This is a genomic window from Ensifer sp. KUDG1 (assembly GCF_050434285.1).
Lineage (GTDB): Bacteria > Pseudomonadota > Alphaproteobacteria > Rhizobiales > Rhizobiaceae > Ensifer.
The window spans coordinates 304,093-316,293 of sequence record NZ_JBNDIG010000001.1 but is presented as its reverse complement, the minus strand read 5'-3'; the positions used below and the strand labels follow the sequence as shown (position 1 = coordinate 316,293).

Genomic DNA, 12,201 nt, shown 5'->3' with positions numbered 1-12,201 from the left:
CGTCAGGATGGCCCCGGCGCTGGAAGGCATTCTCGAGACCGCCCTCTACGTGGGCGACCTCGATGCCGCCGAGGCCTTCTACGGTGGTATTCTCGGCCTGCAGAAGATCACGCGCGCCGCAAACCGGCACGTGTTCTTCCGCTGCGGTCAGGGCGTGCTTTTGATTTTCAATCCGGCCGAAACAGTTAAACCGCCGGCGCCGGACGCAGCCCTACCAGTACCGCCGCATGGCACGACCGGTCGGGGACATATGTGCTTTCGGGTAGCAGCCGAGGCGCTCGACACCTGGAAAGCTAAGCTCGAAACAGCCGGTATCGAGATCGAAAGCGATCTTCGCTGGCCGAACGGGGCGCGGTCCTTCTATTTCCGCGACCCGGCCGGCAACAGCCTTGAATGTGCGGAACCGGGCCTCTGGTCCATCGAATGAACACGAAACGAGACACCATGCGCAAACTGGACAACAAGACGCTGATCGTCGCCAGCCACAATGCCGGCAAGATCCGCGAAATCCGCGATCTCATCGGCCCGCTCGGCTTCGAGGCGAAGTCGGCAGCAGACCTCAATTTTGTCGAGCCCGACGAGACCGGAACGACCTTCGAGGAGAACGCCACGATCAAGGCGCTCGCCTCGGCCAAAGCCTCCGGCCTGCCGGCGCTTTCGGACGATTCAGGTCTCGCGATCGACGCGCTCGACGGCGCACCCGGCGTCTATACCGCCAACTGGGCCGAGCGCGAGGATGGCAGCCGCGACTTTGCCATGGCCATGCAGAAGGTCGAAGATGCGCTGCAGGAGAAGGGCGCCAAGACGCCTTCCGAGCGCACCGCCCGTTTCGTCTCGGTTCTCTGCCTTGCCTGGCCGGACGGCCACGTGGAGCTCTTCCGCGGCGAAGTCGAAGGCTTCGTCGTCTGGCCGCCGCGCGGCAGCCAGGGCTTCGGCTATGATCCGGTGTTCCAGCCCAAGGGCTACGACACCACCTTCGGCGAGATGAGCGCCGAAGAGAAGCACGGCTGGAAGCCGGGCGACGAAGAGGCCCTGTCGCACCGCGCCCGAGCCTTCAAGATTTTTGCCGAGACCTGCCTCGGGGCCTGATCGGAGCGGATGAGGACGTGCGCGCGGCTTTCCGCCCGCGTCCCGTTGCCTATGAAAGTGACTATGAGAGACGCAATCATGCAGACTGCCACGCTATCGGCGATCGGTGACGGCATGGACCCCGGTTTCGGGGTCTATGTGCATTGGCCGTTCTGCGCGGCCAAATGCCCCTATTGCGACTTCAACAGCCATGTGCGCCACCAGCCGGTGGACCAGCCGCGTTTCGTTGCCGCTTTCCTCAAAGAAATGGAAGAAGTGCGCGAGCTTTCCGGCCCGCGTACCGTCACCAGCGTCTTCATGGGCGGCGGCACGCCGTCCTTGATGGAACCCGCCACGGTCGACGCCATCCTCCAGGGTATCGCTCGCCATTGGCATGTGCCTGATGGCATCGAGATCACCATGGAGGCGAACCCTTCGAGCGTCGAGGCGACCCGTTTCCACGGCTATCGCGCAGCTGGGGTCAACCGCGTCTCGCTCGGCGTCCAGGCGCTGAACGACCGGGACCTGAAGTTCCTCGGCCGGCTGCACAATGTCGAGGACGCGCTGAAGGCGATCCGACTGGCGCGCGAAATCTTCCCGCGCATGTCCTTCGACCTGATCTACGCCCGCCCGAACCAGACGGTCGAGGAGTGGGAGCGAGAACTGAAGGAGGCGGTCTCCTACGCGGTCGACCACCTGTCGCTCTACCAATTGACGATCGAGGAAGGCACACCCTTCTACGGCCTGCACAAGGCCGGCAAGCTGGTCGTTCCCGATGGCGAGCAATCGGCCGTGCTCTACGAGGCGACGCAGGAGATCACCGCCGCGGTCGGCATGCCGGCCTACGAGGTTTCCAACCACGCCCGCCCGGGTGCCGAAAGCCGGCACAACCTGACTTACTGGCGCTATGGCGACTATGCGGGCATCGGGCCCGGTGCGCACGGCCGCCTCGGCATCGGCAACGGCAAGATCGCGACCTCCACGGAGCGCAAGCCCGAAGAATGGCTGCGTCTCGTCGAGACCCATGGCCACGGCATGATCGAACGGGAATCGCTCGATCTCGAAGCTCAGTCCGACGAGCTGCTGCTGATGGGCCTGCGCCTGAAAGAAGGCGTCGATCTCGCCCGCTGGCAGACCCTTTCCGGCCGCGATCCGGACCCGGAGCGCGAACAGTTCCTGATCGATCACGGCTTCATCGAGCGGCTCGGCAATTCCCGCCTGCGCTGCACGCCGGCGGGCATGTTGATCCTCGACGCGGTGGTGGCCGATCTCGCCTGCCCGTGAGGCGATCGTGACGCAGCAGCGGACGGCAACTGCCGGGCAATGGTCCGCAGCGGCGTCCGGTTTTTTTCGCCGGCTACCGGTTCAATCGAACGTTTCGCCCGACAGCGGCGTTGCCCGCATGGACGGCCGCTCTTCGAAAGCGTCGAACCAGCGGGCCAAGCGCGGCCGATCCCGAAACGACGGCAAGTCGCGGAAAGCCATCCAGGAGAGCGTGGTTGCGAGCGCAATCTGGCCGACATCGACGGCAGCCTCCGGATCCAGCGTCCGCTCCAGCCAGTCGTAGGTCGCCTCGATCTTTTCGGCATAACCATCGGCAAGCGCCGGATAACGCAGATGCTCCGGCCTGCGCTCCCACTCCCAGCGCAGGCCGATACCCGTCTGGGCCAGCACCTGCGCCACCGACTGCAGCCTGAGCGCGCGCCAGCGCGGCTCGCCTGCCTCAGGGATCAGCTTGCGGCCCTCATGGAGCGTGTCGAGATAGGCGCAGATCACGTCGCTGTCGAAGATCGGCTCCTGCCCCTCACGCAACAGGATCGGAACCTTGCCGAGCGGGTTTTCGGCATAGACCTCGTCGTTGCGCCTTGTCGGGCTGGTTTCGTGATGAATGACCTCGAGCCGGTCGGCAAGACCGATCTCATGGGCAAAGACGAGCGCCTTGCGAGCGAAGGGGGAATGGGTCTGGTAATAGAGGATCATGTCTATCTCGCGGGATCTGGTGTGAAGTCCTGGTCCTGCGCAGAGATATTGCATTCAGCGTGATAAAGGCGCTCTGTTTTGCAACCACGACTGCAAGTTTGTTTCGTCAAGATCCGTTTCGCCGGATGGGCCTTCGGCCGACAAACGCGTGCCGCTGCCGTCCAGCGCACAAATCGTCATTCCGACCCGGTCAATGGCAGTGCGGCCAAACGTTTTTCCAGGAACAGAACTTCGGCCCGGCCTGGTGCGATAGCGATCGCGCGCCGATAGGCGTCTGCGGCCTCGGCATGTTTGCCCACCGACGCCAAAAGCGCCGCGTGCGCCGCATGCCACGGCTGGTAGTCCGCAAGTTCTGCTGCGAGCCCCTCGACGATCGCCAGCCCGCGGGCAGCATCGCCCGCCTCGGCCACGGCCACAGCGGCGTTGAGCGAGACCACCGGTGTCGGCTCAAACCGGAAGAGGGCGGCATAAAGCGCGGCGATTTGCGGCCAGTCGGGTCCTCCCTCACCCAGCCGGCAATCGGCGATAGCAGCCTTGATCTGGTATGGACCGGGGCTTCGTCGGCTCACAGCGCGCGCAAGAAGGGCGCGGCCCTGTGCGATCTGCGCCTGATCCCATAGATTGCGATCCTGCTCGCTCAGCGGAAGGCTTGCCCCGTCAGCACCGATCCGTGCCGCGCGGCGTGCGGCGGTCAAGAGGATCATCGCCAGCGCACCCTCGATTTCCGGGTCCGCCGGGCGCAGCCGGTCGATCATCCGCATCAGATACTCGGCCTCCAGACACAGATCCCTTGGACCTTCCGTCGCCGCAAGATAGCCGGTCGTGAAAATCAGGTAGATCGTGGTCAACACGGCGTCCAGCCGCGCCGGCCAGTGCTCGGCCGTCGGCACGAAGAACGAGATGCCGGCGCCCGCGATCTTGGCCTTGGCGCGGCTGATGCGCTGGCCCATCGTCGGCTCGTGGTCGAGGAAGGCGCGGGCGATTTCGGTGGTGGAGAGACCGCAGACTGTCCGCAAGGTCAGTGCCACGCGTGACTTCAGCTCAAGCGCCGGGTGGCAGCAGACGAAAATCAGGCGCAGGCGCTCGTCGGGAATGTCTTCAGGGTCCGCTTCCTCGCGAACGATCAGTTGCGCCAGTGCCTCGGCCTTGCCGATATCACGGCGAGCGGCGCGCAGGCGATCAAGCGCCTTGCGCCGGGCAACTGTCAAAAGCCAGCCCTGCGGCGATGCCGGCGTGCCCGTCCGGCCCCAATGCGACAGCGCGGAGACGCCTGCCTCCTGCAGCGCGTCTTCTGCCAGCGACAAGTCACGCAGGTTGGCGACAAGGATGGCAAGCAGCCGCCCCCGATCGGCCCGCAGCGTGCTGTCGAGCAACTTCGCCACTGCGATGGCCCTGGGGACGGCTTGTGTCATGGATCTAGTGTCATGGATCAGGTGCCATGGATCATGATCATCGGGGATCAGCTCGCCGGGTTGTAGTCCATGAGCGGACGCACCTCGATCGTGCCGAAATGCGCCGAGGGTATCAACGCTGCGTAGGTGAGCGCCGCATCCAGGTCCGCGACATCGATGACATAATAGCCGCCGAGATGCTCGTGCGTTTCGGCAAACGGACCATCCATGGTTTCGACCTTGCCGGACTTGATGCGCAGCGACGTCGCGGTTTCGACCCCCTGCAGGCCTTCGCCCGACCGCAGCACGCCGTCCTCCTTCATCCGCGCGTTGGCGGCGAAGAACCCCGCCATGATCTCCTGGAAAGCGGGCGTGCCATAGGCTGGTTCTTTTTGAGGGTCGTTATAGATCAGCAGCATATATTGCATGGTTTCATCTTTCGATTGGGTGCAGCTTTCAAAGGCCGACGATGTTGGCGCCCAGGCAGACCATGGCGTTGAGCGCAGCAAGGATGTTGGTGCCGTTTCCGACGTAACGAAGGGGGTGCCCTGCATTGTCAGCCTTCAGGCCGAAGGGATGCGCAATCCGCCCGATCAGCAACAGCGCGCCCGAGATATGCAGATACAGCGCCGGAGCCCCCATACCTTCGGCAAGGACCATCAAAATGACGACGAACGCCGACCATTCAGCGCAATTGCCATGTTGGCGGATGCGCTGAAGCAAAAGGGCATTTCCGCCGTCACCAAACGATACGCCCTGCGCGGATCGCATCGCGCTGACGCGGAACCACAGGATCAGATAGATCGCCGCCACGGGCAGCGCATAAAGCGGTGTCACAGTAAAAATCATGGTCTCTCCAATGGGATTGAATAGTCTGAGCGCCCGATGGACGTCCGCGCTTCGCAAATTTCGACATGGGGCTAAATTTTTTTCGGAAATTTTTGAGGATCGGCCGGCGGGACCATGCACGACCTGCGGAATCCATGCAAGGAGAGGTCGTGTTTTAGAAACAATGCACGCAAAAGCATTGTGGCATCGCCGAACGATGGATCATCCCAGGAACGCCCGGCGTGACCGAGCTCGGCAGCAAAAGCGAGCGCCGCGCGCACGCTGGCGACGAGCCTGGCGATGGATCATGATCGCCTCGCGGGATCCGGCACGCGCGTGTTCCCGCGAAGAGATGGGCTTTGGCGGCGATGCAGGCGTCCTCATGCATCGCCGCGCTGCAGGAGCGGTTCGTCAGAACCTACTTCATCGGATCGCCCTTGAGGCGATTGAGTTCGATGCCCCTGGCAACGAGCCGGGCGACCTGTGCTGCGTCGACGTCAGCGGTACTGCGCAGGCGGATATAGGCCATGTCACCCTTGCCGCCGCCCTTCTCCATGCGAGGATCAAGATCGAGCATGTCAGCTCCGCGCCAGAAGCCGAAGGTGACGGAGTCCTTTGTGCCCTTGAGCAGGCAGACAGCGCCGCCGGCGTCGTAGACGGGATGCCCCCATTTGACGATGTCCGTCAGCCCGCCCACCGCGAGGATAGCATCATGCAGGCGTTTCGCCACGTCGGCAGGAACGCCGGAAAGGCCGGTAATGTAGTCGTTGACTGTCTTGGTCATGGTCGTCTTTCTATCGCTTGCCGTTAGTTCTTGAGCGGGATGAGCGCGCGCAGGCGCGGATCCCGAAGCCAGAGGCCGCCCCAGGCGATCACGCCGAGATAGAAGCCGAAAAGCAGATGGGTGAAGAGCGGGCTGCCGGCGCGCAGATGCGTCGCCATCGCGCCACCGAGATAGCCGGTGAGCAGAATGGCGCCGAGGATCGAGGTGCGCGGGATCACATAGAGCACCGTGCATAGCAATGTGAGAATGCCGAGCAGACGTGCCAGGCCCTGGTCGGCCGAGTAGCCGAGCGCGACCATGGTTTCGGTGACGACGGCAAGCGGCACAAGCTTGATGGCCGCATCGAAGATCAGGAAGGCGACAAGCAGGCCGCTGAGGAAGCGGCCGAGGATGATCGACTTTGCCGTCGGGGCTGGCACTGCAAGGCTGGTGGTCATGGGTTTCTCTCCTTGGATTTCGTTCTCGGTCCAAGGACGAAACCGCATGCGGGATCCCGACAGGCACCGTCAGATTTTTCTTTCGGAGATCTCGATGCCAGGCGTTTCATCGAGCTTGTCGAGCTGCATGCGGATGTAAGCGCATTCGGCCGCGTTGGTCGCAAGCGCAATCGCATGGTCGAAGGCCACACGCGCCTCGCGGACCTTGCCGAGCTGCTTCAGGAGATGGCCGCTCAGGCCATGGAAATAGAAATAGCCGGAGAGCTTTTCCGCCAGGGGCGCGATCATCGCCAGCGCCGCTTCTGGGCCCTGCCTCTTCGAAACCGCCACGGCGCGGTTGAGCGTGATCACCGGTGATGGCTGCAGTCGTTCGAGCGCCTGGTAAAGCAGGTCGATCTGCGCCCAGTCGGTCTCATCCGCCCGTTCGGCGCGGGCATGCAGCGCCGCGATCGCCGCCTGGATCTGGTAGGCGCCCGGTTGACGGTACTGCATCGCCCTGTCGATCAGCGCCAAGGCCTCGTCGATCAGCGGGCGGTCCCACAGGCCCCGGTCCTGGTCTTCGAGCAGGATGACGGCGCCATCGGCATCGAACCGGGCGCGTGCCCGCGAATGCTGGATCATCATGAGCGCCGTCAGCCCCATGATCTCCGGCTCGGCCGGGAAAAGCTGAAGCAGCAGGCGTCCGAGCCGGATCGCCTCCTGGCACAGGTCGGCCGAGACGCTTTCCGGTCCGTTCATCGCCGAATAGCCCTCGTTGAAGACGAGGTAGATCATCGTCGCGACAGCGGCGAGCCGGTCTGACCGATCGGCCGCATCCGGGGTCTCGAAGGCAAGGCCGGCGGCGGCGACCCGGGATTTGGCACGGGTGATGCGCTGTTCCATTGCCGCCTCGCTGACGAGGAAGGCGCGCGCGATCTGCTTGACCGAAAGGCCCGAGACGATGCGCAGCGCCAGCGCTATCTGCTGCGTTGCCGGCAGCGCCGGATTGCTACAGACGAACAGGAGGCGAAGAATGTCGTCGCGATAGTGGGAACCGTCGAGCTGGTCGGCAAGCGCGCCCTCCCGATCTTCGAGGTCGGAGAGGATTTCCTCCGGCGGCAGCGCCGTCTCGCGGGACTGGCGGCGAACCTTGTCGATGCCGCTGTTGCGGCCGACGAAGATCAGCCAGGCGGCGGGGTCACGCGGTGGGCCGCTCTTCGGCCAGGTCTTCAAAGCCCGGATGCAGGCCTCCTGAAACGCTTCTTCGGCGGTGTCGAGGTTGCGGAAATAGCGCAACAGCGCGCCTACGGCCTGCGGCCGGGCAGAAACGAGTGCGAGGTCTATCCAGGATGTGTCTGTCATGAAGCAAGCTCACTGGGTTTGTAGATGGCAAGGGGACGGATTTCGTAGGAGCCAGCAGCCGGGTTGGCGGAGCTCAGATCGCGGGCAAAATCGAGTGCTTCATCGACAGACGCGCAGTCGATGACGTAGAAGCCAAGCAATTGCTCTTTCGTCTCGGCAAACGGGCCATCGATTACGATCGTCTCGCTGTGACTGTGCCGGAGCGTCGTCGCCGACGTCGTCGGCATCAAGCGCGCCACTGGTCCAAGCCGGCCTGCCTCCGCATATTTGCTCTGTACGGCCAACAGATCATGCATGACTTTTTCGTCCTGCTCCTTGGTCCAGGCGTTCGTGACATCTTCTTGATTGTAGCAAAACACGGCGTAAAGCATCGGAACTCCAGCTCCTGAAACAAAGACGGTGGCGGCAAGCAATAGCCGACAACCGGGATGAAAAAAACAGGGCCGGTGGTGCTTTCGCCCACCGGCCCGCAATGCGTGTAAATCAGAAACGCTCAAGCGTTGTCGCGGCACTCTAACTTGGTGTCGATGGCCGGCCGGGAAAAGAGGCGCAAAAGCCGCCCGTCAATCGCCGCCAGACCAGCTGTGATCAAGGTCATGCCGAGAAAGTGCTTGGGTTCCAGCGTTTCGCCGAGGAACAGGGCGCCAAGCAGGATGGCGCTGACCGGGATCAGGAAGGTCACCAGCATCAGGTTTGTGACACCGGCAGTCTCAAGGATGCGGAAGAACAGGACATAGGCGAGCGCCGTGGAAATGAGCGCGATGCCGACGATCGCCGCCCAGACGTCGAAGCCGGGCATGGGAAGCGTCCAGGGATGATCGATCAGCAGTGACAGCGGGATCAGCATGGTGCTTGCGGCCGAGACCTGGCCGGTCGCCGTCACGATCGGCGCCACGCCCATGCGCTTGAAGCGGCGGGCAAAGACACCGGCGAGCGCATAGGAAAGCGCTGCACCGAGCACGGCGACCTGGGCAAGCAGGTTCGAACCGAGCCCACCGAGCGCCGCCGGGCCGATCATCATCGCAACCCCGAGGAAGCCGACGACGACACCGGCAAAACGGTTGGCTGTCAGTTTCTCGTCATCGGTCAGGAGATGCGCGACGATCACGCCGAAGAGCGGCGTGGTCGCATTGAGGATCGAGGCAAGACCGCTGGCGATATGCGTCTGCCCCCAGACGATCAACGAGAAGGGGACGAGATTGTTGAGCAGACCCATGCCGAAGAAAGCGAGCCACACGCGCGGGTCGCGCGGCATCGACAGTCCCATCAGACGAATGAAGGCGAGCAGCGCGAGCGCCGCGAGACTGACGCGGAGCGCCACGATCGTGACTGGCGGCAACGCCTTGACAGCGACGCCGATGAAGAAGAACGAACCGCCCCACAAAATAGAGAGCAGGATCAACATGCCCCATTCCCGGGCGCCCATGACCTTGGCCCGCGTTGCTTGTGTCATTGCCTTAACCCTCGTTTGTTTGTCAGGCTAAACCGTGATGGCATCGACCATCTTGACTTTGTGCCATTATTCTCAGGATATTGAGCTTCAAACAAACGATCATTTCTCGACACATGATTGAGTTTGGCTAAACCATGGCGACATCCCTTCCCTCCCTCGCCTCGCTGCGCGCCTTTGAGGCGACGGCGCGCCATTCGAGCGTGACGAAGGCTGCACAGGAACTCAACGTGACGCCTGGCGCGGTCAGCCTGCAGGTGCGCGAACTGGAGCAGACGCTTGGCGTGACGCTGTTTGAGCGCCGGCCGAGACAGTTGGTGCTGACGGAGGACGGCAGCACCTATTTCGCGACACTCAGGCGCGCGTTCCGGATGATGCGCGAAGCGACCGAGGAGCTGACGGCACGCAAGCGCGCGCCGGTGCTGACGGTGAGCTGCACGCCCACTTTTGCCGCCCAATGGCTGGTCCCGCGCATCGGCGCCTTCGAGCTGCAGGTGCCTGGCATCGACGTGCGCATCAGCACCACCAACCGGTTGACGGACTTCAACACCGACGGGGTCGACATTGCCATCCGCCACGGGCTTGGCCGCTATGACGGGCTCGTCAGTGAACGGCTGATCGATGACGACCCGGTCCCGGTCCTTCACCCGGCATTACGCGCAAGGAACCCGCTCGACATGCCGGGCGACCTCGCCGCGCATGTGCTCCTGCACGATGTGCACCGTCAGGATTGGAGGCTGTGGCTGGATGCGGCAGGCGCCGACGGGGTGGACGCCGGACGAGGGCCAGTCTTCGTCAACAGCAACGGCGCCATCGAGGCAGCCAAGGCCGGCGACGGCGTTGCACTGGTGCGCCTGTCGCTGGTCACGCGCGAGCTTGCGGAGGGCGTGCTGGAAGCCCCCTTCCCCGAGGGCGTCATGACCGGGCTTGCCTATCATCTCGTGTACCCGCCGGCGGCTCTCGACCGGCCGCCGGTCACGGCCTTTCGTGCCTGGATCATCGAGCAGGCACGGGCCGAACAGGGCGTGGGAAATCCAGCGGCCAAGCACTCGCCGCGGCCGGCACTGAAAACGGTCCGGTAAAACAAAAAAGCCCGGGCGAACCCGGGCTTTTTTCGGCAATCCGCCGCGACTATTCGTTGATCAGGCGCTTCAGCAGCTCGATCTCATGGCTGAGCTTGGTGTCACCCGAAATCAGCTCCTCGATCTTGCGCACGGCATGCAGCACGGTCGTATGGTCGCGTCCGCCGAAGCGACGGCCGATCTCCGGGAAGGAGCGCGGCGTTAGCGTCTTCGACAGATACATGGCGATCTGGCGCGGCTTGACGATGACACGGGTGCGGCGGTTGGAGACAAGCTCCTGGCGCGAGACGTTGTAGTGCTTGGCGACGACGCGCTGGATGTCCTCGATGCGGACGCGGCGGGGTTCGCCGGCGTTGACGAGGTGGCCGAGCAGTTCATCGACGCGCTCGATCGAGAGCTGCGGCTCGAAGGAGCGGCGGAACAGGAGCTGGTTGAAGGCGCCTTCCAGTTCGCGGCCGCTGGCCGTCACGTTGCGTGCCACATGGCTGAGGATTTCGCCGGGAATGTCGAGCGAACCGTCGTCCTGACGGGCCGTGTCCAGGCGACGCTTCAGCATTTCCAGGCGCATGTCGTAGTCCGGGCCGTCCATCTCGATGGCGACGCCGCCCTGGAGACGCGAACGAACGCGGCTGTCGAGCGATTCCAGTTCCCACGGTGCGCGGTCGGCGGCGACGACGACCTGCTTGGCGGAATCGAGCAGCATGTTCAGGAGATGGCAGAACTCATGCTGGATCGACTTGCCCTGCAGGAACTGCATGTCGTCGATGATCAGGAGATCGATGTTGCGCAGCGACTCCTTCAAGGACAGCGCGTCGTTGTCGCGGATCGCGGTGGCGAAACGCCACATGAAATATTCGGCCGTCAGGTAGACGACACGCGGTGCACGCGCGCTCTGCAGCGCCTGGATGGCGATCGCCTGCAGAAGGTGCGTCTTGCCGAGGCCGACGCTCGAATGGATGAAGAGCGGGTTGAACCGCACCGCACCGGCGCCGGCTTCCGCGATCGTCCGGGCGGCGGCAAGCGCCACGCGGTTCGAGGACCCCTCGACGAAGCTCTCGAAATTGTAGCGCTGGTCGAGCGGCGAGCCGAAAAGCGGCGCCTGGGTCGGCTTCTGCATGCTTGCGACGGTCGCCGCGGCAACGCTTGCCACCGGCTGGGCTGCGGCCGGACGGCGCGCGGGCTGGGCCGGAGCTGCTTCTGCCGCCTGCGGCAGCACATCTTCCTGGGTGGTCGGACGGGCGCCACGGGTTGCCGTGCGCACCAGGATCTCGATCTTCATGATCTCGCCGTCTTCCTGCTGGAAGATCGAGGTGATGAGGTCGAGATAACGGTTGTTGATCCAGGACTTCAGGAACGTGGTCGGCACCGAAAGGCGCACAACGCTCTTGGATACGGAATGGAGCTTCAGACGCCCAAACCAGCTTGCAAAGACATCCGGACCGACTTGAGCTTTGAGACGCGCACTTACCCGCTCGAACAGTGCGTCGTGCCTCATGTCGATTTTTTCCCCCGCCGCCTGAGATAGATTGCTTCCGGCCTGAAATGCGTCTCCTTCTTTCTGAAGTGCGCCCGCCGTCACCAAATTCATCTGCATTTTGCCGCCTTCCAATTCATGTTCAGATGCCGTCATCGCTGCCGGCCTCATCTCTTATGTCCGTCGCCCGCGGCGCCTTCGAAGGCCATGCCGCTTTCGCCGAACGTCACAGTCGCAGACGACGCCGGGCTCCTCATCTCCCGCCTCGCTGCGCGCTACGCGCACCCACCTGCCCTTCGGGCCGGAGGATGTCCCCTCGCGCCTCTTGTCAACAATCCCTTCGACGCGCTCCCGCGCCGTACCGGA

At 63.6% G+C, this 12,201-nt stretch carries 14 protein-coding genes; 4 read left to right on the top strand and 10 right to left on the bottom strand.

What is annotated here, in order from left to right; all coding sequences use genetic code 11:
* The first annotated feature begins 7 nt into the window (after window positions 1-7).
* The 3 genes from M2267_RS01670 to hemW all read left to right on the top strand — a co-directional run bounded on the left by M2267_RS01670 (window position 8) and on the right by hemW (window position 2,352).
* A complete protein-coding gene (locus M2267_RS01670; protein WP_043615589.1) occupies window positions 8-427 on the top strand; it encodes a VOC family protein in 420 nt (139 codons plus the stop codon).
* Window positions 428-444: 17 nt separating this feature from the next.
* Window positions 445-1,089 (top strand): RdgB/HAM1 family non-canonical purine NTP pyrophosphatase, encoded by a 645-nt coding sequence (rdgB, locus tag M2267_RS01665; protein WP_429112122.1) that lies wholly within the window; start codon window positions 445-447, stop codon window positions 1,087-1,089.
* Between the two features lie 78 nt (window positions 1,090-1,167).
* Window positions 1,168-2,352 carry a radical SAM family heme chaperone HemW gene (hemW, locus tag M2267_RS01660; RefSeq protein ID WP_429112121.1) on the top strand — a complete coding sequence of 395 codons (1,185 nt, stop codon included), beginning with the start codon at window positions 1,168-1,170 and terminating at the stop codon, window positions 2,350-2,352.
* 81 nt (window positions 2,353-2,433) lie between these two features.
* Here hemW and M2267_RS01655 read toward each other — a convergent pair whose 3' ends face one another.
* From M2267_RS01655 to M2267_RS01615, 9 genes are all read right to left on the bottom strand, one after another.
* Window positions 2,434-3,048, bottom strand: coding sequence for a glutathione S-transferase family protein (locus M2267_RS01655; protein ID WP_429112119.1), 615 nt, complete (start codon window positions 3,046-3,048; stop codon window positions 2,434-2,436).
* Window positions 3,049-3,224: 176 nt separating this feature from the next.
* Window positions 3,225-4,460 carry an RNA polymerase sigma factor gene (locus M2267_RS01650; RefSeq protein WP_429112117.1) on the bottom strand — a complete coding sequence of 412 codons (1,236 nt, stop codon included), beginning with the start codon at window positions 4,458-4,460 and terminating at the stop codon, window positions 3,225-3,227.
* A 47-nt stretch (window positions 4,461-4,507) separates the two neighbouring features.
* Window positions 4,508-4,867: a YciI family protein gene (locus M2267_RS01645; protein WP_429112115.1), complete on the bottom strand. Its 360-nt coding sequence runs from the start codon at window positions 4,865-4,867 to the stop codon at window positions 4,508-4,510.
* 28 nt (window positions 4,868-4,895) lie between these two features.
* Entirely contained in the window at window positions 4,896-5,288 is a 393-nt protein-coding gene (locus M2267_RS01640; protein WP_429112114.1) for an MAPEG family protein, read from the bottom strand.
* Between the two features lie 397 nt (window positions 5,289-5,685).
* Entirely contained in the window at window positions 5,686-6,051 is a 366-nt protein-coding gene (locus M2267_RS01635) for a DUF1801 domain-containing protein (RefSeq protein ID WP_429112113.1), read from the bottom strand.
* A gap of 23 nt (window positions 6,052-6,074) precedes the next feature.
* Window positions 6,075-6,488, bottom strand: a complete 414-nt coding sequence (locus M2267_RS01630) for a DoxX family protein (RefSeq protein ID WP_052201752.1) — start codon at window positions 6,486-6,488, stop codon at window positions 6,075-6,077.
* A gap of 69 nt (window positions 6,489-6,557) precedes the next feature.
* Window positions 6,558-7,829, bottom strand: coding sequence for an RNA polymerase sigma factor (locus tag M2267_RS01625; RefSeq protein ID WP_429112112.1), 1,272 nt, complete (start codon window positions 7,827-7,829; stop codon window positions 6,558-6,560).
* Window positions 7,826-8,200: a YciI family protein gene (locus tag M2267_RS01620; RefSeq protein WP_043615571.1), complete on the bottom strand. Its 375-nt coding sequence runs from the start codon at window positions 8,198-8,200 to the stop codon at window positions 7,826-7,828. Before M2267_RS01620 ends, M2267_RS01625 begins: the two co-directional genes overlap by 4 nt.
* A 122-nt stretch (window positions 8,201-8,322) precedes the next feature.
* The gene (locus tag M2267_RS01615; protein WP_429112110.1) at window positions 8,323-9,282 is read right to left on the bottom strand and encodes a DMT family transporter; all 960 of its coding nucleotides are present in this window, start codon (window positions 9,280-9,282) and stop codon (window positions 8,323-8,325) included.
* Window positions 9,283-9,416: 134 nt separating this feature from the next.
* On the opposite strand from M2267_RS01615, the gene gcvA reads away from it, so the two are divergent.
* On the top strand, window positions 9,417-10,361 hold the full coding sequence (gene gcvA, locus M2267_RS01610; protein WP_429112108.1) for a transcriptional regulator GcvA: 945 nt from the start codon (window positions 9,417-9,419) through the stop codon (window positions 10,359-10,361).
* 49 nt (window positions 10,362-10,410) lie between these two features.
* Here gcvA and dnaA read toward each other — a convergent pair whose 3' ends face one another.
* A complete protein-coding gene (dnaA, locus tag M2267_RS01605) occupies window positions 10,411-11,856 on the bottom strand; it encodes a chromosomal replication initiator protein DnaA (protein ID WP_043615700.1) in 1,446 nt (481 codons plus the stop codon).
* Window positions 11,857-12,201: the final 345 nt, after the last annotated feature.

Bases quoted from the DNA above. Each gene is read 5' to 3' on its own strand.
- M2267_RS01670 (WP_043615589.1), top strand. From the start codon at position 8: ATGGCCCCGGCGCTGGAAGGCATTCTCGAGACCGCCCTCTACGTGGGC.
- rdgB (WP_429112122.1), top strand. From the start codon at position 445: ATGCGCAAACTGGACAACAAGACGCTGATCGTCGCCAGCCACAATGCC.
- hemW (WP_429112121.1), top strand. From the start codon at position 1,168: ATGCAGACTGCCACGCTATCGGCGATCGGTGACGGCATGGACCCCGGT.
- M2267_RS01655 (WP_429112119.1), bottom strand. From the start codon at position 3,048: ATGATCCTCTATTACCAGACCCATTCCCCCTTCGCTCGCAAGGCGCTC.
- M2267_RS01650 (WP_429112117.1), bottom strand. From the start codon at position 4,460: ATGACACAAGCCGTCCCCAGGGCCATCGCAGTGGCGAAGTTGCTCGAC.
- M2267_RS01645 (WP_429112115.1), bottom strand. From the start codon at position 4,867: ATGCAATATATGCTGCTGATCTATAACGACCCTCAAAAAGAACCAGCC.
- M2267_RS01640 (WP_429112114.1), bottom strand. From the start codon at position 5,288: ATGATTTTTACTGTGACACCGCTTTATGCGCTGCCCGTGGCGGCGATC.
- M2267_RS01635 (WP_429112113.1), bottom strand. From the start codon at position 6,051: ATGACCAAGACAGTCAACGACTACATTACCGGCCTTTCCGGCGTTCCT.
- M2267_RS01630 (WP_052201752.1), bottom strand. From the start codon at position 6,488: ATGACCACCAGCCTTGCAGTGCCAGCCCCGACGGCAAAGTCGATCATC.
- M2267_RS01625 (WP_429112112.1), bottom strand. From the start codon at position 7,829: ATGACAGACACATCCTGGATAGACCTCGCACTCGTTTCTGCCCGGCCG.
- M2267_RS01620 (WP_043615571.1), bottom strand. From the start codon at position 8,200: ATGCTTTACGCCGTGTTTTGCTACAATCAAGAAGATGTCACGAACGCC.
- M2267_RS01615 (WP_429112110.1), bottom strand. From the start codon at position 9,282: ATGACACAAGCAACGCGGGCCAAGGTCATGGGCGCCCGGGAATGGGGC.
- gcvA (WP_429112108.1), top strand. From the start codon at position 9,417: ATGGCGACATCCCTTCCCTCCCTCGCCTCGCTGCGCGCCTTTGAGGCG.
- dnaA (WP_043615700.1), bottom strand. From the start codon at position 11,856: ATGAGGCACGACGCACTGTTCGAGCGGGTAAGTGCGCGTCTCAAAGCT.